Annotated in this window: 19 protein-coding genes; 7 read left to right on the forward strand and 12 right to left on the reverse strand. The window is 73.2% G+C overall.

Features of this window, described 5'->3' with window-relative positions; all coding sequences use genetic code 11:
- Positions 1 to 48 precede the first annotated feature (48 nt).
- On the forward strand, positions 49 to 597 hold the full coding sequence (locus ACZ6B8_RS17655) for a hypothetical protein (RefSeq protein WP_471607758.1): 549 nt from the start codon (positions 49 to 51) through the stop codon (positions 595 to 597).
- 43 nt (positions 598 to 640) lie between these two features.
- Here the strand turns inward: ACZ6B8_RS17655 and ACZ6B8_RS17660 are convergent, their stop codons facing one another.
- The 4 genes from ACZ6B8_RS17660 to ACZ6B8_RS17675 form a co-directional block, all read right to left on the reverse strand.
- The gene (locus ACZ6B8_RS17660; RefSeq protein WP_471607759.1) at positions 641 to 1,453 is read right to left on the reverse strand and encodes an acyl carrier protein; all 813 of its coding nucleotides are present in this window, start codon (positions 1,451 to 1,453) and stop codon (positions 641 to 643) included.
- 246 nt (positions 1,454 to 1,699) lie between these two features.
- On the reverse strand, positions 1,700 to 4,825 hold the full coding sequence (locus ACZ6B8_RS17665) for an AAA family ATPase (RefSeq protein ID WP_471607760.1): 3,126 nt from the start codon (positions 4,823 to 4,825) through the stop codon (positions 1,700 to 1,702).
- Positions 4,822 to 5,985: an exonuclease SbcCD subunit D gene (locus ACZ6B8_RS17670; protein WP_471607761.1), complete on the reverse strand. Its 1,164-nt coding sequence runs from the start codon at positions 5,983 to 5,985 to the stop codon at positions 4,822 to 4,824. Before ACZ6B8_RS17670 ends, ACZ6B8_RS17665 begins: the two co-directional genes overlap by 4 nt.
- 191 nt (positions 5,986 to 6,176) lie before the next feature.
- Positions 6,177 to 6,803: a YigZ family protein gene (locus ACZ6B8_RS17675; protein WP_471083212.1), complete on the reverse strand. Its 627-nt coding sequence runs from the start codon at positions 6,801 to 6,803 to the stop codon at positions 6,177 to 6,179.
- Positions 6,804 to 6,963: 160 nt separating this feature from the next.
- Here ACZ6B8_RS17675 and ACZ6B8_RS17680 point away from each other — a divergent pair, with 160 nt between their 5' ends.
- The gene (locus ACZ6B8_RS17680) at positions 6,964 to 7,641 is read left to right on the forward strand and encodes a 4'-phosphopantetheinyl transferase family protein (protein ID WP_471083912.1); all 678 of its coding nucleotides are present in this window, start codon (positions 6,964 to 6,966) and stop codon (positions 7,639 to 7,641) included.
- Between the two features lie 178 nt (positions 7,642 to 7,819).
- On the opposite strand, the gene ACZ6B8_RS17685 is transcribed toward ACZ6B8_RS17680, so the two are convergent.
- The 3 genes from ACZ6B8_RS17685 to ACZ6B8_RS17695 form a co-directional block, all read right to left on the reverse strand.
- On the reverse strand, positions 7,820 to 9,490 hold the full coding sequence (locus tag ACZ6B8_RS17685) for an amidohydrolase (RefSeq protein WP_471607762.1): 1,671 nt from the start codon (positions 9,488 to 9,490) through the stop codon (positions 7,820 to 7,822).
- Between the two features lie 120 nt (positions 9,491 to 9,610).
- Complete coding sequence (locus ACZ6B8_RS17690) at positions 9,611 to 11,095, reverse strand: APC family permease (protein ID WP_471607763.1); 1,485 nt, start codon at positions 11,093 to 11,095, stop codon at positions 9,611 to 9,613.
- Between the two features lie 130 nt (positions 11,096 to 11,225).
- Positions 11,226 to 11,900, reverse strand: coding sequence for a thiaminase II/PqqC family protein (locus tag ACZ6B8_RS17695; protein WP_471607764.1), 675 nt, complete (start codon positions 11,898 to 11,900; stop codon positions 11,226 to 11,228).
- Between the two features lie 158 nt (positions 11,901 to 12,058).
- Between ACZ6B8_RS17695 and ACZ6B8_RS17700 the strand changes: the two genes are divergently transcribed.
- A complete protein-coding gene (locus tag ACZ6B8_RS17700; RefSeq protein WP_471083199.1) occupies positions 12,059 to 12,514 on the forward strand; it encodes a tellurite resistance TerB family protein in 456 nt (151 codons plus the stop codon).
- 57 nt (positions 12,515 to 12,571) lie between these two features.
- On the opposite strand, the gene ACZ6B8_RS17705 is transcribed toward ACZ6B8_RS17700, so the two are convergent.
- Together ACZ6B8_RS17705 and ACZ6B8_RS17710 are read right to left on the reverse strand one after the other, a co-directional pair.
- Positions 12,572 to 13,504, reverse strand: a complete 933-nt coding sequence (locus ACZ6B8_RS17705; protein WP_471607765.1) for a M56 family metallopeptidase — start codon at positions 13,502 to 13,504, stop codon at positions 12,572 to 12,574.
- Between the two features lie 23 nt (positions 13,505 to 13,527).
- Positions 13,528 to 13,935 (reverse strand): BlaI/MecI/CopY family transcriptional regulator, encoded by a 408-nt coding sequence (locus ACZ6B8_RS17710; protein ID WP_355806730.1) that lies wholly within the window; start codon positions 13,933 to 13,935, stop codon positions 13,528 to 13,530.
- Between the two features lie 158 nt (positions 13,936 to 14,093).
- Here ACZ6B8_RS17710 and ACZ6B8_RS17715 point away from each other — a divergent pair, with 158 nt between their 5' ends.
- Both ACZ6B8_RS17715 and ACZ6B8_RS17720 read left to right on the forward strand, forming a co-directional pair.
- A complete protein-coding gene (locus tag ACZ6B8_RS17715) occupies positions 14,094 to 14,669 on the forward strand; it encodes a TerD family protein (protein ID WP_355806729.1) in 576 nt (191 codons plus the stop codon).
- Between the two features lie 68 nt (positions 14,670 to 14,737).
- Complete coding sequence (locus ACZ6B8_RS17720) at positions 14,738 to 15,145, forward strand: CoA-binding protein (protein WP_471083192.1); 408 nt, start codon at positions 14,738 to 14,740, stop codon at positions 15,143 to 15,145.
- A 130-nt stretch (positions 15,146 to 15,275) separates the two neighbouring features.
- Here ACZ6B8_RS17720 and ACZ6B8_RS17725 read toward each other — a convergent pair whose 3' ends face one another.
- A complete protein-coding gene (locus ACZ6B8_RS17725) occupies positions 15,276 to 16,337 on the reverse strand; it encodes a PucR family transcriptional regulator (RefSeq protein WP_471607766.1) in 1,062 nt (353 codons plus the stop codon).
- 180 nt (positions 16,338 to 16,517) lie between these two features.
- On the opposite strand from ACZ6B8_RS17725, the gene ACZ6B8_RS17730 reads away from it, so the two are divergent.
- Positions 16,518 to 16,958 carry a nitroreductase family deazaflavin-dependent oxidoreductase gene (locus ACZ6B8_RS17730; protein WP_471083186.1) on the forward strand — a complete coding sequence of 147 codons (441 nt, stop codon included), beginning with the start codon at positions 16,518 to 16,520 and terminating at the stop codon, positions 16,956 to 16,958.
- A 163-nt stretch (positions 16,959 to 17,121) separates the two neighbouring features.
- Here the strand turns inward: ACZ6B8_RS17730 and ACZ6B8_RS17735 are convergent, their stop codons facing one another.
- Positions 17,122 to 18,117, reverse strand: a complete 996-nt coding sequence (locus ACZ6B8_RS17735; protein ID WP_471607767.1) for a tellurite resistance/C4-dicarboxylate transporter family protein — start codon at positions 18,115 to 18,117, stop codon at positions 17,122 to 17,124.
- Positions 18,118 to 18,422: 305 nt separating this feature from the next.
- On the opposite strand from ACZ6B8_RS17735, the gene ACZ6B8_RS17740 reads away from it, so the two are divergent.
- On the forward strand, positions 18,423 to 19,967 hold the full coding sequence (locus ACZ6B8_RS17740; RefSeq protein ID WP_471607768.1) for an FAD-dependent oxidoreductase: 1,545 nt from the start codon (positions 18,423 to 18,425) through the stop codon (positions 19,965 to 19,967).
- Here ACZ6B8_RS17740 and ACZ6B8_RS17745 read toward each other — a convergent pair.
- Positions 19,962 to 21,191 carry a carboxylesterase family protein gene (locus tag ACZ6B8_RS17745; RefSeq protein WP_471083177.1) on the reverse strand — a complete coding sequence of 410 codons (1,230 nt, stop codon included), beginning with the start codon at positions 21,189 to 21,191 and terminating at the stop codon, positions 19,962 to 19,964. The two genes, ACZ6B8_RS17740 and ACZ6B8_RS17745, sit on opposite strands and share 6 nt — an antisense overlap.
- Positions 21,192 to 21,299 lie beyond the last annotated feature (108 nt).

Raw genomic sequence — 21,299 nt, forward strand, 5'->3', positions numbered from 1 at the left:
CGATGGAACCGGATTCTCCCGTCTCACGCGCAACCCCAGGGGGTCGTCGTGCTGTACGCATTCGCCTTCGAGCGGATCGGTGCCGTGGTGAGCGACCTCTATTTCCTGAATCCGCATCCGCTGCACGGCCAGGAGACGCCCGAGCGCGGGGCGCGGCTCGAGCTGCGGGTCTTCGAAAGCGGCGAGCTGCCCGGCTCCATCTACTCGGCCCGCCCCATCACGATCGGCCGCCCACTGTGGCGGGTGGATCTCCTGCAGGACGCGGACGCCGCCCCGGACACCTTCGACCGGACGCATCACCACCCCGGCATCGTCGGCTGGGAACCCGGTCCGCGGACCTTCGTCGAGGAGCTGTCCCATGATCCGCTCGGGTGGCTGACCGGCAGGCTCACCGATGTCTCCAGCCTGCTGAACGAGACCGGCATCGCACCGCACGACATCTCCGCGGCGGACGCGGACGGCCTTCGCGCCGCGGCGCCCGAGATCGTGGGCACGGTCCGCCGCGTGCTGGAGCGGGTGTGGGCCGGCGAGCTCGCCCGTCCCGAAGCGGACGGGGGGTCAGGAGCGGTGACCAGCGTGCGGGCCGGTTGGCTCTAGCGCGCACCTGCCCCGGTACTTCCGCTCCATCGCCCCGGCCTCGCTACGCGCGCGGCAGCGACGTGTTGGTGATGGGCAGCTTCTGCTCCGCGCCCGTCACGTACATGTCCCCCGGCGCCGTGCGCAGCGTGAACGCGCCGTCGTCGCGCGAGACACGCACGGACAGGACGAAGAAGCCGTCCTCCTCGGCGGTCGTCTTCACGTGGGACTGGCTCTCCCAGTAGGTCTGTAGGAAAATCTCGGTGCCCTGGGGTTCGACTCCCCTGGGCAGACTGACCTTGCCCTGGACGGTGAGGATGTCGCCGGCCTTCACCTTCGTCTTGTTGACCTTGTAGGTGACGGAACTGGGCTTGGCGGTGGTGGTCACGGTGGTGTCGGCGTAGTGCCCGTCCTGCGGGGTGTCGGGGTCGCCGTCCTCGTCGTACAGGGCCGTGATCTGCACGTTCCGCTCGACGTTGAGGAGGCTGCTGCCGGTGACGTGGTCGATGTCGACGTCGGCAAGGGTGAACTTCCCGGCGGCGTCGGTGACGGGCTTGCCCAGGTCCCGCGGCTCGTAGTAGTGCGGGTCGATCGGGTCGCCCCACGGATTCCATGTGGTGAACCGGACGACTTCCCGGACGGTGACGGGGAGGTTGGGCGCGGGGGTGCCGTCGGCCTTGGTGACGGTGCCGGTTACGTCGACGCGACGGTGGTCGAAGTCGGTCTTGGCCGGGGTGGTGCGTACGGTCAGCACATAGGCGTCACCGTTCGCCGTGTCCTTCGGCTCCGCCGAGGCGGCGGGCGCGGTCAGGGCGCCGGCGGTGAGCAGGAGCGCGGCGGTGAGGGTGAGCCGTGTGGGCAGGGACTTTCCGAGCATGGGGCAACTCCGGGTCCGGTCGGGGCGGTTGTGCGTCACGCCGGACGGCATCGTCTCCGCCGCGGCGCGGTGTGCGACGCAACTGGTTCGACCGGTGGGGCGGGAAGGAGTTGTCCCGGGTGCGGGCGCTGTTACGCGGCTGTCGCAGGGGGGCGGTTTTGTCCCGAATTCGGGTTCACCCGGACGTCGGCTGCGCGCCGTCCCGGCTTTGCCGCGCCGCACGCATGCCGATCGAGTCCCGTGTCCTCAGACCCCGCCCCGCTGCCGTACCGACGACCCGGCCCGTCCCTTCACGACCTCCAGCTGCGCGTACACCCGACGCCTCAGGTCGGCCACGTGGCTCACGATGCCCACGCTGCGGTCGCGTTCGCGCAGGGAGTCGAGGACGTCCAGGACCTCGTCGAGCGTCTGGTCGTCCAGGCTGCCGAAGCCCTCGTCGATGAAGAGCGTGTCGAGGCGGACGCCGCCCGCCTCGTCGGTGACCACGTCGGCGAGGCCGAGGGCCAGAGCGAGGGAGGCGAAGAACGTCTCGCCGCCCGACAGCGTCGACGTGTCCCGCTCGCGGCCCGTCCAGGCGTCCACCACGTGCAGCCCCAGGCCCGAACGGCCGCGTCCCGTACGGTCGTCGGAGTGGACGAGGGTGTAGCGACCCGACGACATGGTGCGCAGCCGCACGGTCGCGGCCGCCGCCACCTGTTCCAGGCGGGCGGCGAGCACGTACGACTCCAGGCGCATCCGCCGTTCGTTCTCCGCCGAGGTGCCTGCGGCCAGGCCGGCGAGCCGGGCCACTCTGTCGTATGCGTCCCGCAGAGGTGCCAGCCTGCGCATCGCCGCGATCGAGCGGGCCGAGAGGCGGTCGAGTTCGGCGCAGCGGCGCTCCGCCGCGTCCCGCGCGGACGTCGCGCCCCGCAAGCGCAGTCCCGCCGCCTCGGCGGCCTCCCGCGCGGCCGGCAGATCGACGGCGGGCTGCCGTGCCGCCGCGGCCGTTTCGGGCTCCGCGAGTACGGCACGCACCGCGGCCTCCTCGTTCCGCCAGGCGTCGATGCGGTGTTGGACCTCGCGGTAGCGGGCGTCGTCGAGCAGGGCGGCTGCCGCGGCCGCCGGCGTGTCGAACCCGGCGCGGTAGGCCGCGTCGGCGAGGCGCGCGTCCGCGTCCTTGAGCCGCTCGGCGGTGTCGGCGGCCGCGCGCGCCGCGTCCGCCGCCTCGGTGAGCAGCGCGGCCTGCCGTTCCAGCTGGGCGGCCCGGTCCGCGACGCTGCCGCTCCCGCCCCGCGCTCGCGTCAACTCCGCGTCGAGCGACTCCTGTTCCCGGGCGAGGGCGTCCCGCAGGGTGGTCCGGGACGCGGCGCGCCGCGCGGCCTCCTGCTGACCGGCGAGCCTGCGGTCGTGCTCCCGCTCGGCCTGATCGAGGGCCTCCCTGGCGGCGTGCAGACCGGAGGCACGGTCGCGCGCCTCGGTGTAGGCGTGCAGCAACGCAGCGACCTCGGTGGCCAGTTCGTCGGTGGTCCGGTCGACCGCCTCGACGGACAAGCCTGCTCCAGCGGCCGTATCCCTTTCTGCGGCCGGCGTGTCCTCGGTCCCGGCCGTCGCCCCGTCCCAATCCGTCGCGGGTCCGCCGCCCCGCGCCGCCTGCGTCGCCGCCGCAAGAGACTCCCGCACGTCTCCCAGGGCGCGCTCCGCCGCCTGGCGTGACTCGTCCGCCAGGCGGTGGTCGGCGAGCGCCGCCTCCTCCGCGCGGCGGTCGACATGGCCGGCGACCTTCTGGGTCGGCGCCGGGTGCTCCGTCGCCCCGCACACCGCGCACGGTTCGCCGTCCGTGAGGTGCGCGGCCAGTTCGGCGGCGATGCCCGTGAGGCGCTGCTCCTTGAGCGCGAGCCAGTGTTCGTGGGCCGCGGTGGCGGACTCGCGGGCGTCCAGGGCGTGTTGCTGCGCCGCGGCCACGTCCTGGGCGAGACGGTCGCGGCGGCGGGCCGCGTCCAGGCGGGCCCGCGCCGGTTCGAGGCGGCCCGCGAGTCGCTCGGCGTCGGTCGCGGCCTCCTGGGCGGATGCGATGCGCTCCTGGAGCGCGGCCCGGTGCGCCTCCCAGCCGTCGAGCCAGCCCGCCGCCTCCTGGAGCAGTTCGTCGTCCGCGCGCTCCTGGCGGTCCAGCGTCGCGCGTTCGGCGGTGATCTCGGCGATCCGCCGCTCGGCGCGGCGGGCCGACGTCAGACCCCCCAGCTCCTCGGCCGCCGCACGGGCGGCGGCGGCGAGGCCCGCCGCGCCGGAGGCCGCGAACGTCTCGGGCAGGTGGCCACGCGCGCGGGCCTCCGCCTCCGCCGCGCGGTGGTGGTCGGCGTCGGCGGTGTCGCGCAGGCCCAGGGCGGGCGCGACCTTCTCGGCCTTGCGGGCCCGTTCCAGACGCTCTTCGAGCTCGCGCTGTTCGCTCTCGCGCGCGTGCAGTTCCGCGGCGCGCGACTGCGCCTCGGCGAACCGGGCTTGGAGCCGGTCGAGTTCACGCGCGTCATTGAGCCGGCGCTCGGCGGCGGCCTGGGCCGATTCCGCGGCCGAGAGCGCGCAGCGCGCGACGGTGAGGCGTTCGCGGGCGCCCACGCGGGCGACGGCCGCCCAGGCGAGGACCGCGTCCGCGAGACCCGGGTCGCCCGGGGCCGCGTCGGGCAGAGGCAGTTCGGCGCCGTTGCCGTCGTCACCGGCGGCCTGTTGCATACGGTGCGCGTCGGCGAGCAGGGCCGCGTCCCCGTCCTTGACCTCCGCCTCGGTGGTGCGCCGCTGCTCGGCGAGGCGCTGTTCGACGGCGGCGAACCTGCGGGTGTCGAAGAGCCGCCCGAGCAGCTTGCCGCGCGCCTCCGCGTCCGCGCGCAGGAAGCGCGCGAAATCGCCCTGCGGCAACAGCACGACCTGGCAGAACTGCTCCTTGCTCATGCCGAGCAGCTGGGTGATCTCCTCACCGATCTCCTGGTGGGAGCGGCTCAGGTCCTTCCAGCCGGCCGGGTCCGCTCCGGCGTCGTATGCGCGCAGCCAGCTCTGTGCCTTCTCCATGGTGGTGCCCTTGCCGCGCTTCTTGGGGCGCTCCCACGGGGGCTGGCGAGTGATCTCCAAGCGGCGCCCGGCGACGGTGAGTTCGAGGCACACCTCCGTGCGGGTGCCCTGCTGCGCGTGGTCGCTGCGCAGCGTCACGCCCTGCCCGCTGCCCTGCCGGGCGCCCGGCACCGAGCCGTAGAGGGCGTAGCACACGGCGTCCAGGACGGAGGTCTTGCCCGCGCCGGTCGGGCCGTGCAGCAGGAAGAGCCCGGCGGCGCCGAGGTCGTCGAAGTCGATGTCCTGGGTGGTGCCGAAGGGCCCGAAGGCGGTGATGCGGAGCCGGTGGAGCCTCATCGGGCGACCTCGCGCAGGGTGTCGTCGGTACGGACCGCGTCGAACGCCGAACGCAGCACTTCCCGCTCCCGTTCGTCGGGGCCCGCTCCTCGCACGTGGGTCACGAAGTCCACGGCGATCTGCTGGTCGCTGCGGCCCTGGAGGCGCTGGGCGTAGGAGACGTCCGGGTCGTCGGGTGCCCGGTCCGGGTCGAAGACGAGGCTGAGGGTGTGCGGGAAGCGTTCGCAGAGCCGGGCCATAGGGTCGTCGGGGCGCACCGCGTCGGTGAGGGTGGCCTCGACCCACGCCTCCTCGTGGCGGGCGAGGGCGGGGTCGTCGAGCAGCTCGTCGAGGGTGCCCCGGAGCCGCGCGAGGGGGCGGGGCACCGGGCAGTCGACGCGCTCCGCCTCGACGTCCCCGTCGGGGCCGAGGTCGACGAGCCACATGCTCTTGTGGTGGCCGGCCTCCGAGAAGGAGTACGGCAGGGGGGACCCGGAGTAGCGCACGCGCGGGTCGATGATCTGGCTGCCGTGCAGATGGCCGAGTGCCACGTAGTCGACGCCGTCGAACACCCCGGACGGCACGGACGCGACGCCGCCGACGGTGATGTCCCGCTCGCTGTCGCTGGCCTCGCCCCCGGTGACGAAGGCGTGGGCGAGGACCACGGAACGCGTCCCGCGCGGCCGGGCGGCGAGGTCGGCACGCACGCGCGCCATGGCGGCGGCGAGAACCGCTTCATGTCCCGCCTTGTCCACGCCGAACTCGTCCTTCACCAGGGCGGGTTCGAGGTAGGGCAGGCCGTAGAAGGCCACCTCGCCGTGTGCGTCGGCGAGGACCACCGGCCGGTCGCAGGCGGCGGGGGCGGTGCGCAGATGGATGCCGGCGCGGTCAATGAGTCCCGCGCCGACTCCGAGGCGGCGCGCCGAGTCGTGGTTGCCGGAGATCATGATCGTCGGCACGCCGAGGTCCGCGAGCCGGTGCAGGGCGTCGTCGAAGAGCTCGACCGCCGCGAGCGGCGGCACCGCCCTGTCGTACACGTCACCGGCCACGACCACGGCGTCCACGTCGCGCTCGCGCACCGTCGTCACCAGGTGACCGATGAAGGCGGCCTGGGCGTCGAGCATGTTCACGCGGTGGAACGATCGCCCCAGATGCCAGTCGGACGTGTGCAGCAGCCTCATGATTCACGAGACTATCGGGCGGGTCGGACATCACGGGCGGCCACTCCCGTAACCGCTCCCCGCCGGCTCCCTCAGACCGCTCCATGCCGGCACCGGCACTCCGCACCATCACCGCACCTTTTGCCCGAACCATCCCGCTCTGTCCGGAGCTCCGGGAGCCCGCGGGAATCCCGGGGTTCCCCTGTCAGGTGTCAGGCGTCCCCGTACGCCTCTCCCCCGAGCTCGAGGATGGCGCTGCCCGCGGTGGCGTCGGCCAGCCAGCCCCGGAAGGCGTCCACGTCGGCGTCGGGCAGGCCGATCTCGATGGTGACGGCTTCGCCGTAGCGGATGTCGCGTACCTCGCGTCCGGCCGCGCGCAGATCGTTCTGGACCTTTCCGGCGCGCTGGTGGTCGACCGTGACGGTGACCAGGCGGAAGCGGCGGCGGGTGACGGTCCCGAGGGCGTCGAGGGCTTCGCCGACCGATCCTCCGTAGGCACGGATCAGACCGCCGGCGCCGAGCTTCACGCCGCCGTAGTAGCGGGTGACCACCGCGGCGACGTACCGCATGTCGCGGCGGAGCAGCATCTGGAGCATGGGGACGCCCGCGGTGCCGCCGGGCTCGCCGTCGTCGCTCGCCTTCTGGACCGCGGCGTCGGCCCCGATGACGTACGCGAAGCAGTTGTGGCTGGCGGTCGGGTGCTCCTTGCGGACGCGCGCGACGAAGTCCTGGGCCTCCCGCTCGGTGGCCGCGGGCGCCAGGGCGCACAGGAAGCGCGAGCGGTTGATCTCGGTCTCGTGCACGCCCTCGCGGGCCACCGTGCGGTACTCGTCCTGCATCACGCCAGCGTAGGCGCTCGTCGGCGGCCCGCCGCACCCGGGAGGGCGGCCGGGTGGCGTGGGCCACAGCCCGCACGCGCGCGTGCGCCGCCCGGTACGGTGATCTCTCGTGACGTCACCTTCGATACCCGTGCGCCAAGTGCCGGATCCCGCCGGACCCTTGGCGAGTCTGCTCGCCGACGTGCCTGTCACCGTCGTCGAGACCCACGAGGACCCCGTCGGCGCCGTGCTCTTCCCCGAGGAGGAGGCGGTGGTCGCGAAGGCGGTGGCCAAGCGGCGCAACGAATTCACCACCGTGCGGCACTGCGCGCGCACCGCCCTGGCCCGGATCGGTGTGCCGCCCGCGCCCATCCTCCCGGGCCTGCGTGGCGCGCCGGGCTGGCCGGCCGGGGTCGTCGGGAGCATGACGCACTGCGCCGGGTACCGTGCCGCCGTCGTGGCCCGCGCGGGCGAGGTGATCTCGGTCGGCATCGACGCGGAGCCGGGTGAGCGTCTGCGGGACCCGGAGGTCCTGAACCTGGTGGCCGACGAGACGGAACGAGCCGCTTTGGGAGCGCTCGGTGTCCGGTACCCGGACCTCCCGTGGGACCGGTTGCTCTTCAGTGCCAAGGAGTCCGTCTACAAGACGTGGTTCCCGCTCACCGGACGCTGGCTCGGCTTCGAGGACGCCCGGGTCGAGCTGGCTCCGGAGGGGACGTTCACGGCACGGCTGCTGGTCGAGGGGCCGGTGGTCGAAGGGGCGGAGGTGAAGGTGTTCTCCGGCCGGTGGGCAGTGCGGGACGGGATAGCCGCCACGGCCATCGTGCTGCCGGTGTCCTCCGCGCTTCCGGTGGCGTGAGGCGCGGCGTGCCGTCAGGCCTTCGGCGCCACCGTTGACCCTCCCTGTGCGATGCCCCTCCATACGCTGATGAGCCTCCTATAGGGAGGGCTCTACAAGAGGGCTCCCTATAGGAGGGCGGGCCATCACCCGCTCGTAGGGGATGGACGGGCGCTCACCTTCCGGTAGGACGGCGCGCTCACCCTTCGGTTGCCCGATACGTGGGGCGGCCGCCCAGCCAGGTGCCCCGCACGCGCGCGTGCCGGATCTCCATGGGGTCGGCCGTCCGCGGGTCGGCCGAGAGCAGCACGAGATCGGCGGGGGCACCCGGCGCGAGCTCCAGACGGTCGTCGGCGCCCGCCTGGTGGGCGACGCCGGCCGTCGCCGCCGTCAGCGCCTGGTCGACGGTGAGCCGCTGGTGCGGGATCCAGCCGCCGGTCGGCTCGCCCGTGAACGTGCGCCTGGTGACGGCGACTTGGATGCCCTCAAGCGGCACGTGCGAGCTGACGGGCCAGTCGCTGCCGAACGACAACCGCACGCCGTCGCGCGCCAGCTCCCCCATCGGGTACTGCCGCCCGGCGCGCTCCGGGCCGATGCGCGGGATGGACAGCTCGGTCTGCAGCGGGTCCGGCTGGGCCCACAGCGGCTCGAAGTTGGCGATGACGTCGAGTGCCGCGAAACGCGGAAGGTCGGCGGGGTCGACGACCTGGACGTGGGTGATCACCGGACGGCGGTCCCAGGCGGGGTTGAGGGCCACCGCCGACTCGATGGCGTCCAGCGCCGCGCGCACGCCCGCGTCACCGATGGCGTGGATGTGGGTCTGGAATCCCTCGGCGTCGAAGGCCCGCACGGCCTCGGCGAGTGCGCCGGGCTCCCAGACCGGCATGCCGCAGCTGTGGGGTGCGTCGAGGTAGGGATCGAGCATGGCGGCCGTACCGCCCTCGATGACGCCGTCGCTGAAGTACTTCACCGTCCGCGCGGTGAGCAGTTCCCCGCCGTCGGCGGCCACCCGAGCGCGGGTCGCGGCGAACGGCGCGAGCTGCTCGCGCCAGCGGTCCGGGTCGGCCCGCTGGGCGAGGTCGACCCGGACGGAGAGGGCTCCGCTCCGGGCGGCGACGAGATAGGCCTCAACCATCTCCGGCTCGACCCAGGCGTCCTGGACCCAGGTGATGCCCGCGCGCGCGTACGCGTGCCCGGCCCTGCGCACCGCCTCCACAAGGTCGTCCGTGGCCCGCGCGGGCACCTGGTCGAGCACCAGGTCACAGGCGTGCCATTCGCGCAACGTTCCCAGAGGACTGCCGTCCGCGCGCCGCACGATCCAGCCGAGGCGTGGTTCGGGCGTCGTCTCGTTCACCCCGGCCCGGCGCAGCGCCTCGGTGTTGCACCACACCGTGTGGTAGTCGTGGGCGCGCAGGACGACGGGCCGGTCGGGGACGGCGGCGTCCAGCCAACGCGCGTCGAACGCACCGTCGGGGGCGAGTGCGGGGTCGTAGGACGCGCCCACGATCCACTCGGTATCGGGATTCTCCTTCGCCCACCGCCCCACTTCGGAGACGATCGCGTCCACGGAGTCCAGCTCCTTGATCTGCGGCCCGAAGCTTTCGAGGCCGCCGAAGAGCGGGTGGGCGTGGCCGTCCCCGAAGGCGGCCATCAGCAGGCCGGAGCCGATGTCGACCCTCTCGTCCGCCGTCGGGGCGAGGGCGCGGGCTTCGTCCCCCAGGGCGACGATCCGGCCGTCGCGCACGGCGAGCGCCGTGCTGTCAGCGGTGCGGGTCCCGGCGGGCCGATCGCCCCCCTCATCGAAACCGTCAACGCTACCGCTACCGCCGGTGCGTACCGTGCCCAGGAAGACGAGGGTGGTCGCCGTCATGCTGCCGCTGCTCCTTGCTCCAGGTCTCGTGACTTCGGGGTCTCGGGGTCTTACAGGGGGCTCAGGGCTTCGGAGCCCTGCGGTGGACCGGCCCTCTGGACGACCGTACGGACGCGGCGGTCACACCCGGTCGGCGTCCACCGTCGTCAGTCGCTCGTACGCCGCCGCGTCGCGTCGTCTGATCCGCAGCGCCGGCACCACCCCGGCCGCGAACAGCACCGGCAGCGGTGCGATCAGGGCGACGTTCACGCCGGTCGAGGCGCCCGTGAGCAGGTCGAGGTCGGCGCAGACAAGGACGATCATGACGGCGAGCCCCGCGCACGCGACCAGCGGCGCGACGATCACCCGCCAGGCCGGCATGCCGCGCCGGTCGGCGCGGAAGAAGCCGTACACGGCGAGCGCGGCGAGCGCCTGCAGGAGCATCACGCCGAGGATGCCGGAGCCGCTGGTCCACAGGAAGGTCACCGTGTACGGGTCGGCTCCGACGGCCGTCGTCAGCACGGTCACGACGAGAGCGATGCCCGACTGCACGACGACGGCGGCGGCCGGCGCCTTCGTCCGCGCCGAGACGGTGCCGAGCCGGGCCGGCAACAGGCCCTCCCTGCCGAGCGCGTAGAAGTAGCGTGCGGCGCCGTTGTGGAAGGCGAGGGTCGCGGCGAAAGCGCTGGTGATGAGCAGGACGTGCATCGAGTCGGCGGCCCACGCTCCGGCGAACCGCTCGGTGGCCGAGAACACCATGTCGGTGCCGCCGTCCCCGTTCGCGACCGCCCGGGCCCGATCGGATCCGTACGCGTTGATGATCATCCAGACGGTGAAGGTGTAGAAGAGCGCGAGGAACGCCACCGCCACGCAGGTGGCGCGGGGCACGCTCCGCTCGGGTCGCCGCACCTCCTCCGCGTAGATGGCGGTCGCCTCGAAGCCGACGAAGGCCCCGATGGCCAGCACGAACATGCCGCCCACCCCGGAGTTGCCGAGGCCGGCGGGCGAGAGCGTACCGAGATCGAGTCCGCGCGGGCCTCCCCCGTCCGCGATGACGCCCCCTTCGAAGACGAGCAGCACCAGCACTTCGAGGACGAGCGCGACACCGAGGATCCTGGCGCTCAGCGTCACCTTGAGATAGCCGAGCACTCCGATGGCGGCCAGTCCGGCCAACGCCCAGACCCACCACGGCACATGCACCCCGGTGAGGTCCTCGACACCCGACTCGGCGAACCACCCGAAGGCGGCGAGCAGCCCGACCTCGATGGCGTTGTACGAGAAGAGCGCGACGTAGGCGGAGCCGGCCCCGGTAGGCCTCCCCAGCCCCCGCCCGATGTACGCGTAGAAGGCGCCTGCGTTGCGCACGAAACGGCTCATGGCGGTGAAGCCGGCGGCGAAGACGATGAGCAGCAGACCGGAGATCAGATAGCCGAGCGGTGCCGCTCCGCCCGCCATGCCGATGGCCACCGGCGCGACCCCGGCCATGACGGTGAGGGGAGCGGCGGCGGCCACCACGAAGAACACCAGGTCCCCGGTCCCGATGGCGCCGCCGCCGAGGCCACGGGGTGCGGGCGGAGTCGACGGGGTCGAGGGGACGGAGGAGGCGGAGGTGGTCGGTGTGGTCACGCGCGTACCCCTGAGGTCGGATGCGCCGGAAACCAAAGCCTTTGGTCCGCGCTGGCAGGACCGTACTCTGCGCGGGAAACGTCTGGGAAGGGGGCCTCGGGTGGTACGGGCCGAGCGGCGGCAACTGCCGTTACGCCTCCCCCTCGCCCCGCGCGACCGTCTCCCAGAACATCTCCTCGTACCGCGCCACCAGCCGCCCGAAGCGCAGGTGCGCCGCCGTCACCCGGCCCCGGTCGAGGCCCGCCTGCACCGCGGCGAGCGCCTGCCGGTCGAGGTCGGGCGCGGGCTCCGCGAACAGGTCGAAGAAGCCGCAAGCCGCGTCGGAGAAGCCGTAGTGGTCCCGCAGCGCGCGGGCGATCGCGGCGCAACTGCGGCCCCACACCTCGAAGTTCGCGGTCAGCGCGAGGACGACGTCGGCCGGCTCGCCGTTCAGGGCGAGCCACGCCACGTACGAAGGGTAGGCCTGGCAGCCGGCCTGCGGCTCGTACGTGGCCGCCTCGTTCCTGCTCACCCCGCAGGCGTCGAGCAGCGGGGTGAGCCGTTCCCGCGCGAGGCTCTCCCCGTCGGCCAGGGCGTCGAAGAACGCGGCGGATTCCAGGTCCTTCGCCTCGGCCGCACGCCGGGACAGGTGCTGGAAGGAGCGCCGGTCGGCGGGGATGACGTGCCGCTGCTCAAGACCCAGGACGGCGATCGTGCGCACCCGCGCCGAACCGTCGGCGATGCGCGGGACGAGCGGATTCGTGGCGGGGTCGGGGGCCAGGCGGGTGGCTGTGGTCCGCAGGAGTTCGTGTGCCGTGGGCGTCATGGCGCGCACCTTCCGCTGTGCGGGAACTTCTCGGCCCGACTGCTAGTTTCTACTCTGCTGTAGAAACCGGCGGGGGCCCGGACTTGCGCGCAGCGTACCGGGCACCCCGTCGAACACCCCTGATACATCGACACATCGATACGTTTATGGAGTTCCCCATGGCTCTGTGGGACCGCGTCAAGGAATCCGCATCGACGATGCAGACGCAGCTGATGGCGAAGAAGAACGACCTCAAGAGCGGCGCCTTCCGCGACGCCAGCATGGCGATGTGCGCCCTGGTGGCGGCCGCCGACGGCACCGTCGACCCGTCCGAGCGCCAGCGCGTGGCCCAGCTGATCGGCACGAACGAGGTCCTGCAGAACTTCCCCGCGGACGACCTGCGCCGCCGCTTCGACGCGTACGTGGACAAGCTGACCGCCGACTTCGCGTTCGGCAAGGTGAGCGTCCTCCAGGAGGTCGCCAAGGCGAAGAAGAAGCCGGCGGAGGCCCGCGCGGTCATCCAGATCGGCATCGTCATCGGCGGCGCCGACGGCGACTTCGACAAGGACGAGCAGGCCGTGGTGCGCGAGGCGTGCTTCGCGCTGGAGCTGCCGCCGCACGAGTTCGACCTCTGACCCGGCCTCTGACGCCTCGCGGACCGGTCTCCCGGACCGGTCCGCGCCCCGCACCACTCAAAGCGGTGTGGCCGCCCGCAGGATGAGCACCATCGTCACGGCCGAGTTGGCCGAGGACATCGCGGACACGGCGGTGCCGAAGGCCGCGCACCAGAGGGCCAGCCCCACGGCCGTGAACACGGACGGGCGGGTCCGGGCGGCCGGCGCCGGAGCGAGCAGCGCGGCGACCCGGCGCGGCACCGGCCCCGGCGCCGCGAGTCCCGCGAGAGTCGGCGCGGGCACACCGCGCGACACGAGCGCGGCCTTGCCGATGGCGCGGGCCACCACGCGCCGGTCCCGCACCGCTCCTGCCGCCGCCTCGTCGGCCCACCGCTCGGCGGCGTAGGCGACGGAGGTGCGCAGCGGGCGCAGGAACGGATTGGCGCGGGCCGCGAGTTGCGTGACGATCAGGTGCCGGTGGTGCCGCGCGGACAGGTGGGCCCGCTCATGCGCGAAGAGCGCGCGGCGCTCCGGGGCCGTGAGCCGGGAGAGCATGCCGTGGGTGACCACGACGCGGCCGCCCGCGCGCGAGGGCAGGGCGTAGGCGTACGACGCGTCCTCGGCGAGGACGGCGACGGAGTTGCCGGGCAGCCCCTCCAGGGCGCGCCGCCCACGCACCCGTACGCGCGCGTGCCGCCACAGCGTCCGGGCGCACGCGATCCAGACCGCGAGCAGGGCGGGGATCGCGACCCGCCCCGCGACCTCGTCGTAGGGAACGGCCGCCCGCACCTCGGGGTCGGACCAGCCGTCCGGCAGCGGGTTTCCCGGCAGTTGGGCGGTGCCGACGACCATGAGGAGCGCCAGACAGAGGGTGCTGCAGAGCGCCATCACCCCGGCGACGGCGGTCAGCAGCCGTGTCGCGGTGCGTGGATGGAGATGCTGCTCGGCGAGGCGGGCGATCGGCCACGCGGTCAGCGGCAGCACGAGGGGCAGGAAGACGAACACACCCATCAGTGGAGAACCCCCGTCGGGCGTCAGTCGTCGGCCTCGGCGCCGGCCTGCCCGAGCAGCTCGCGCAGGAGCTGTTCGTCGTCGGGCGTGAGCGTCGTGACGAAGCTGGCGAGCACGGCCTCGCGGTCGCTCTCGCCGTCGAGGACCTTGCGCATGCGGAAAGCGGCGAGCCCGGCCTCGTCCGAGGCGGGCGTCCAGGCGAAGGACCGTCCCGCGCGCTCGCGGGTGACCACGTCCTTGGCGAGCAGCCGGGTGAGGATCGTCATGACCGTCGTGTACGCGAGGTCGCCGCCGATCCGCTGCTGCACCCACGCCGCACTGACGGGACCACGCGCGGCGTGCAGCGCGGCGAGCACCTGCGACTCCAGTTCGCCCTGTGCGCGACGGCGCAGCCGCGGCGGCCGCTCGTCGCGCTCGTCGTGGTGCGTCATGCCCGGGAATCCTCCGTCGTCCGTGTACTCCACCGCGGACGGGGAGCGCCCTATCGTAACGGGGCACCACCGCGCACCCCACTTCTACATTCCTGTAGATTTCGGGGAGCCGGCATCCGACATCCGGCAATCACACACTCGGACCTCAGGAGGACATCGTGGGAGTTTCCCTGGCCAAGGGCGGCAACGTCTCGCTCAGCAAGGAGGCCCCGGGCCTCACCGCCGTGCTGGTCGGCCTGGGATGGGACGTGCGCACCACCACCGGCACCGACTACGACCTCGACGCCAGCGCGCTGCTCTGCGACGACTCCGGCAAGGTCGTCTCCGACCAGCACTTCGTCTTCTACAACAACCTCACGAGCCCCGACGGCTCGGTCGAGCACACCGGCGACAACCTCACCGGTGAGGGCGAGGGCGACGACGAGGCCGTGAAGGTCAACCTCGCGCAGGTGCCCGCCGACATCTCGAAGATCGTCTTCCCGGTGTCGATCCACGACGCCGAGACGCGCGGCCAGAGCTTCGGCCAGGTCCGCAACGCGTTCATTCGCGTGGTGAACCAGGCCGACGGCGTGGAGATCGCCCGCTACGACCTGTCGGAGGACGCCTCGACCGAGACCGCCATGGTCTTCGGCGAGCTCTACCGCCACGGGGCGGAGTGGAAATTCCGCGCGGTCGGCCAGGGTTACGCCAGTGGGCTGCGCGGCATCGCGTCGGACTTCGGTGTGAACGTCTGACGCATCCGGCGCCCGGCGTCACGGCTCCGACGGCACCCGGCCGCGGGGCCCGATCGAGGAGGCAGGTCATGTACGGCGACCAGGAAACGGTCCGCAAGATCCTCACGGAGTCCGGTGACACCTGGGCGGTCGTGGGCCTGTCCAACAACCAGGACCGGGCGGCGTACGGCGTCGCGGCCGTCCTGCAGCGTTTCGGCAAGCGCGTCGTGCCGGTCCACCCCAAGGCCGAGACGGTCCACGGCGAGCAGGGCTATCCGTCCCTGTCCGCCGTGCCGTTCCCGGTCGACGTGGTGGACGTGTTCGTCAACAGCGCCCTGGCGGGCCAGGTCGCCGACGAGGCGGTCGCCGCCGGTGCGCGGGCGGTGTGGTTCCAGCTCGACGTCGTCGACGAGGCCGCGTACGACAGGACCCGCGCCGCGGGCCTCGACATGGTGATGAACCGCTGCCCCGCCATCGAGATCCCGCGGCTGGGCTGAGGCCGGTCCGGCCAGGCTCGCGGCGGCGTCGCATACGGCGTCGGCAAGCTCGGGCAGCCGCCTCCCGGAGGGCTTCGACGCCTTCCGGGAGGCGGCTCTCGCGTGTGGGCGGCGCGCATCCGGTCGCGGCTCAGAAGGGCTGGGCGGGCCAGTCGAGGAGCCGCGCCCCGATCACCGCCGTCTGCAGCGTGTAGCGGTGCACGGGGTCCGACGGACTGGCGCCGGTGAGGCGGTGGATGCGGTCCAGGCGGTAGGTGAGGGCGCGCACGCTCAGGGACAGCCTGCGGGCCGCCTCCGCCGCGACGCAGCCCGCGTCGAAGTAGGCCGCGAGCGTGTCGATGAGGGGCTGCGCACCGCCGCGCGCCTCGCGCAGCGGCCCGAGCGTGTGCAGCACCAGATCGGTCATGGCCTGCCGGTCGCGGGTCAGCACGGGGTAGACGAGCAGATCGGCGGCGCGGAGCAACGGTCCGTCGAGCTCCAGGCGTTCAGCCAGATCCAGGGCGTTGAGTGCCTCCTCGTACGACTGGACCACACCGCCCGGGCCGGGCTGCGGGCGGCCGACGACGACGCGGCCGCCGTCGGTGGCGGCGTAGGCGTGCTTGGCGAAGAAGGAGAGGACCTCACCCTGGTCGCCGGGGGCGATGCAGACGAGCCGGCCGTCCTTGGTGGTGACCAGGATGCTGCGGTCCCCGAACCGGCCGATCAGCGCGCGCTCGACCTCGCGGGCCACCGAGTCGCCCTCCTCGTACTCACGGGCCCCCTCAGCGACCGCGACCGCGTGCTCGTACGAGAGGCGCAGCCCGAAGCGCTCCGCGCGTTCGGCGAGCAGGCCGAGGTTGCTGCGGCCGTGCAGCAGGTCGTCGATGAACTCCCGCCGTGCAGCCTCCTCCTGGCGGACCGCGAGCCGCTGGGCGCGCTCGTACCCCGCCGCGAGGGCGTCCACGGCCTGCTCGGCCGCGGCCAGCACGCTGTCCACGGAGCCCGTCGCCGCGGTGGGCCAGTGCTCACGGGTCGCCACCAGATGCGCGCGCACCAGTGCCCGCAGCCCGAGTCCCGCCTCCGCGGCCCGCTCCCCCAGCGCGCGCCGCGCGTCCAACTCGTCACGGGTCGGCCGACGCCCGGTCGCTGCCGCCGCGGCGAGCAGCGGGGCATAGCCGTCGAGATACTCCTCGGGTATGCCGTGCTCCGCCATGTGCCGCCCCCACCGTCCAGGTGACCCGCCGTCACCGATGGCCCGCGCCACCGGAATGGATCATTTCAGCCATTTCTAGCGCACCGGGTTCCGGGGGTGCCCGGCAGGGGCGGGTGAGGCGTTCGAGTGAGACGGCGGCACAAGCGGAACAACACGGGAGCGCGTGGCGTTGGGCCAGGTATGCCTCTGACTGGTGAATACGAGCCCGGTACCTGGGACTGGGCGAGCAAGCAGGTCGACGAATACGAGAGCTCCGGCGGGACGGAGGGGACGACCATGCAGGGCAAGCCGGTCATCGTCCTCACCTCGGTCGGTGCCAAGAGCGGCAAGCTCCGCAAGAATCCCCTGATGCGCGTCGAGCACGCCGGACAGTACGCGGTGGTGGCTTCGAAGGGCGGCGATCCGGCGAACCCGTCCTGGTACCACAACCTGGTCGGCAACCCTCATGTGGAACTGCAGGACGGCCCGGTCAAGAAGGACTACCGCGCGCGGGTCGCCTCCGGCGAGGAGCGGGAGCTCTGGTGGGAGCGTGCGGTGGCGGCGTGGCCGGACTACGCCGAGTACCAGAAGAAGACCTCCCGGGAGATCCCGCTCTTCGTCCTGACCCCGGTCGAGTCCTGACCTCGGTCGGATTCTGACCGCGATCGAGTCCTGATCCGCCCGGGCGGCGGCCGTGCTTCGGTCGGTCGCCGCCCGGAGGGCTCCGACGCCTACCGCCTGCTGCCCTTCGTAGACCTCGGCGAGGACGAGCGCGACCAACCGGTGTCCGCCGCGGCCCCGGACTTCACGAAGACCCACGGCCTCGCGGAGATCCACGGCCTCGCCCCGCCACCGCCCGGACCATCCCCACGCACACCCACACCCAGACCGCCACCGCGATCCACAGCAGCACCCGCCCCGGTTGCCGCAGCCAGGAGACGCCCGTCGCGGCGCTCACCGACAGGGTGGCGGCCGCGGTCATGCCCATGGGGAAGACCGTGGACCAGCGCCGTACGTCATATCGGAGCCGGGGCCGTCGCACCTCCGCGGCGAGCAGGACGAGGTACCAGGCGAGGTCCAGCGCGAGCGCGGCCAGCGTCACCGCACGCAGCACGTCCTGCCGGACCCCGGTGACCAGCGGCGCGGCGAGCAGCTTCGCCCCCGCGAGCGCCGAGATCGCCAGCGCGCCGCCCGCCACCCACTGGTCGCCCGCCCCGGTGCGGACCTGCGCCAGGTCGAACCGGGTGAAGGCGGCCACGTACAGCACCAGACCCAGGCAGAAGAACACCGCGGCGACGGCCGAGAGGGGGCGCGCGGGGAGGACGGCGGCCAGGGTCGCGGACAGGACCGCGATCCCCTGGGTCGCGACGCAGACGAGGAAGACCGCCCCCGGCATGCGGTGACCCCAATGCCGCACGACGGCGGGCAGCAGGACCAGCCAGAGGACGGTGGCGAGCAACAGCAGGGCCGGGGCGACGGGCGAGCGGCTGAGGAGTGCGAGGCGCGCGCCGAGCACTCCGGTCGCGGCGACCGCGGTCAGTGCGGCCGGGGTGTCCGCCTCCGACCGCCAGCGGGCGCGCCGGCTCACCAGGCGGGCCGTGAAGTCCGCCGCGAGGCCGAGCCAGGCGGCGCAGGCCAGGACGAGCGCGATACGGGAGAGGGTCTCGTGTCCGAGGAGGTACAGGCCGACGGAGATGATCCCGGTGGCCATCACCGCGGAGCCCGCCGCGGGCGGCAGCGCCGTCCACCAGGCGGCGAGGCGTGCCGCGCGTGTCGTCGGCGGGCCCGGTCCCGAGGTCATGGCCCCAGCATCGGCGACCCGGCCAGGACGCGCCGACCGGGACGCGCCGACCGGGCGGGGCCGATCGGCGTGCCGGGAGTCACGGATCTCCTGGGACGCCTTCACCACGGTGGCCGGCGGGACGGACTGGACGACACGGCTCCAGTGGGGCGACTGGGACCTGCATATGCGGACTGGGACGTCGGCCCCCCTGTGGCGGGCGGCGCGACGGCCGGGTTTGTCCCGCGGGTCACGGGAGACTCGCACCCACCGGATACCGAGAGACCTTGGAGGCCCACCATGTCCACCGTCGTCAGGGGGCGATCATGAGCAACGAGGCGTCGGATGCGTTGCCGGGCCGCCCGGAGTCGTACTGGATGGAGACCGCCCCCGCGACGCCCCACTCGCCCCTGACCGACGACATCGAGGTGGACGTCGTCGTGGTGGGGGGTGGCGTCGCCGGTCTGAGCACGGCGTGGGAGCTGGCCCGCGAGGGGCGCTCGGTCGCCGTCCTGGAGGCCGACCGCATCGCCGCCGGCGTCACCGGCCACACCACCGCCAAACTCACGGCCCTGCACTCCCTCGTGTACGAGCGACTGCGCCGCACGCGCGGACCTGAAGCCGCCCGCCTCTACGCGGAGTCGCAGCAGCAGGCGGTGGAGCACGTGGCGTCGGTGGCCGCCGAGCTCGGCATCGACTGCGACCTGGAGCGCGCGCCCGCCTACACCTACACCACCCGGGCCGAGGACACGGACGAGCTGCGGGCCGAGGCCGCCGCGGCGCGGGAGGCGGGACTCCCCGCCGTGTACACGGAGGAGACCGGTCTGCCGTTCCCGGTGGCGGGCGCGGTGCGGGTGGACGACCAGGCACAGTTCCACCCCCGCAACTATCTGCTGGCGCTCGCCGAGGACCTGCGGGCACGCGGCGGCGTCATCCACGAGCGCTCCCGGGTGACCGGCCTGCACGAGGGCTCACCCTGCACGGTGACCACCGAGGCCGGACACACCGTCACCGCGCGGGCCGTCGTCATCGCCACCCACTACCCGGTCTTCGACCGCGCCCTGCTGTTCGCCCGGCTCTCCCCCCGGCGTGAACTCGTCGTGGCCGCCCCCCTGGCCGGCCAGGACCCGGGCGGCATGTACATCACGCGGGAGGAGGGCAAGCGTTCGGTGCGGACCGCGCCGTACCGGGACGGCGGACGGCTGCTCATCGTCACCGGTCACAGCTTCACCCCGGGCACAGGGGACGCCGCCGCCGGATTCACCGCCCTCAACACATGGATGCGGGAGCGCTTCGACGTCGGCGGGACGGTCTGCCGGTGGGCGGCGCAGGACAACGACGTCAGCGACGGCGTGCCGATGGTCGGCGCCTTCCATCCCGGTGCCCGGCACACCTATGTGGCGACCGGGTTCGGCGGGTGGGGCATGAGCGGTGGCGTGATGGCGGGCCAGCTGCTCGCCCGGATGATCGGCGGGCGGAAGTCCGCTTGGGCCGAGCTGTACGACCCGCGCAGGCTGTGGAGCACCCTGCGAGAGGCGCCCGCCCTGCTGAGCCAACAGGCCGAGGTGGCACGGCACTTCGTCGGGGACCGGCTCCGCACGACCCACGTCGACTCGGTGGACGAGATCCCCGCGGGGTCCGGCGCCGTGGTCCGCGTCGAGGGGCGCCGGTGCGCGGTGCACCGGGGCGCCGACGGCGGCCTGCAGGCAGTGTCGGCCCGCTGTACCCACCTGGGCTGTCTGGTCGCCTTCAACGAGGCGGAGACGGCGTGGGAGTGCCCCTGCCACGGTTCGCGCTTCGCCACCGACGGGGCGGTGCTCCAGGGGCCGGCGACCCGTCCGCTGGAGCACCGGGAGCTGCCCGGCTCATGAGATTTTGGGCACCGGCCCCTCGACCAGGGGCGCGGGCAGGGCGCCGGGCTTGCCGGTGCGGGCGAAGGTGACCCACGCGGCGCGCAGTGCCCTGCCGATCCGGTCGGTCTCCTCCCACGGGGTGTCCCCCAGCATCGGCGAGCCCCGCCAGGCGTCCCGGGTGCCGAAGAGCAGCGGCAGGTCCAGGCAGTGGGTGGCGCCATAGGGGGATCCGGCAGGACGCCAGTCGAGACGGTACGACTGCACCTGGGCCCCGGCGCGGGCGAGTTGGGCCCCGTAGCGGGTGAGGGGCTCCTCGTAGACCTCGCGGGTGCGCTCCGCGACGTCGGCGCCCGCCACGCCGAACGCGCTCATGTCGTCGGCGTTCCAGCCGTACAGGACGTCGAGGCCGTGCACGTTCCCCTCGAAGGCCTCCTCGGGGGCGGGCAGCGGGGCGATGCCCTCGACCGGGATGAAGGCGGGGTCCAGTGCGCGGCCCACTCTGCGTTGGTAGGTCCGCGCCGTCTCGATCTGGGCCGCGAGGAGCGCGGGAACGCCGGCGGTGCGCGGGTCCCCGCCGAGTGCGTCGGCGAAGAGGCGGCCGATGTCGAGGGACGTCTCATGGGGGCGTGCGGTGGTGCCGATCGGGGCGCTCTGCAGGATCGCGCGGTGGAACAGGCCGCGGGTCTCGGGAAGTTGCATCAGGAGACGGATGGAGATGCCGCCGGCGGACTGTCCTGCCACCGTGACGTCGGCCGGGTCACCGCCGTACCCCGCGATGTGCGTCTGGACCCAGCGCAACGCCTCCACCTGGTCGTACAGGCCGAGGTTGCCCTCGCTCACCCCGTCGAGACAGAGGTAACCGAGCGCTCCCAACCGGTAGTTGACGCCCACGACGACCACGTCGCCCTCGGCGGCCAGGACCCCTCCGTCGTACCAGTCCATGCAGCCCGCTCCGCTGCTGAACGCCCCTCCGTGCAACCACACGAGCACCGGTCTGGCTCGCCCGTCCCTGGCCGGTGTGGTGACCGTCAGGTTGAGGCAGTCCTCGCCCTGCGGGTGCATGTCACGGGGCGGGCCCATCACCGCATCGAGCCGCGAGGGCGGCTGCGGCGAAATCTCTCCGGTGGCGGGGCGGGAGTCACGCTCGGACACCGGGCGCGGGCGGGCAAAACGCTCCGCTGTGGCGTAGCGGATCGGGCCCGAGCGGACCACGTCCGCGGGGATCTTCGTCGAGTCGGTCATGCCGGCCCACCTTCCCTGCGCGTACGGCTGACCCGGCGAAGTCTCCGCCACGGGGCGGAACCGCGCCACCGGCGTGCGGGGGCCGGGGGTCGGGTGCCGTTCAGCGGG

This window comes from Streptomyces sp. NPDC041122 (assembly GCF_055592445.1).

Coding starts and splice junctions, on each gene's coding strand:
- ACZ6B8_RS17660 (WP_471607759.1), bottom strand. CDS start 1,453: ATGCTCGGAAAGTCCCTGCCCACACGGCTCACCCTCACCGCCGCGCTC.
- ACZ6B8_RS17665 (WP_471607760.1), bottom strand. CDS start 4,825: ATGAGGCTCCACCGGCTCCGCATCACCGCCTTCGGGCCCTTCGGCACC.
- ACZ6B8_RS17670 (WP_471607761.1), bottom strand. CDS start 5,985: ATGAGGCTGCTGCACACGTCCGACTGGCATCTGGGGCGATCGTTCCAC.
- ACZ6B8_RS17675 (WP_471083212.1), bottom strand. CDS start 6,803: ATGCAGGACGAGTACCGCACGGTGGCCCGCGAGGGCGTGCACGAGACC.
- ACZ6B8_RS17685 (WP_471607762.1), bottom strand. CDS start 9,490: ATGACGGCGACCACCCTCGTCTTCCTGGGCACGGTACGCACCGGCGGT.
- ACZ6B8_RS17695 (WP_471607764.1), bottom strand. CDS start 11,900: ATGACGCCCACGGCACACGAACTCCTGCGGACCACAGCCACCCGCCTG.
- ACZ6B8_RS17700 (WP_471083199.1), top strand. CDS start 12,059: ATGGCTCTGTGGGACCGCGTCAAGGAATCCGCATCGACGATGCAGACG.
- ACZ6B8_RS17705 (WP_471607765.1), bottom strand. CDS start 13,504: ATGGGTGTGTTCGTCTTCCTGCCCCTCGTGCTGCCGCTGACCGCGTGG.
- ACZ6B8_RS17710 (WP_355806730.1), bottom strand. CDS start 13,935: ATGACGCACCACGACGAGCGCGACGAGCGGCCGCCGCGGCTGCGCCGT.
- ACZ6B8_RS17720 (WP_471083192.1), top strand. CDS start 14,738: ATGTACGGCGACCAGGAAACGGTCCGCAAGATCCTCACGGAGTCCGGT.
- ACZ6B8_RS17725 (WP_471607766.1), bottom strand. CDS start 16,337: ATGGCGGAGCACGGCATACCCGAGGAGTATCTCGACGGCTATGCCCCG.
- ACZ6B8_RS17730 (WP_471083186.1), top strand. CDS start 16,518: ATGCCTCTGACTGGTGAATACGAGCCCGGTACCTGGGACTGGGCGAGC.
- ACZ6B8_RS17735 (WP_471607767.1), bottom strand. CDS start 18,117: ATGACCTCGGGACCGGGCCCGCCGACGACACGCGCGGCACGCCTCGCC.
- ACZ6B8_RS17740 (WP_471607768.1), top strand. CDS start 18,423: ATGAGCAACGAGGCGTCGGATGCGTTGCCGGGCCGCCCGGAGTCGTAC.
- ACZ6B8_RS17745 (WP_471083177.1), bottom strand. CDS start 21,191: ATGACCGACTCGACGAAGATCCCCGCGGACGTGGTCCGCTCGGGCCCG.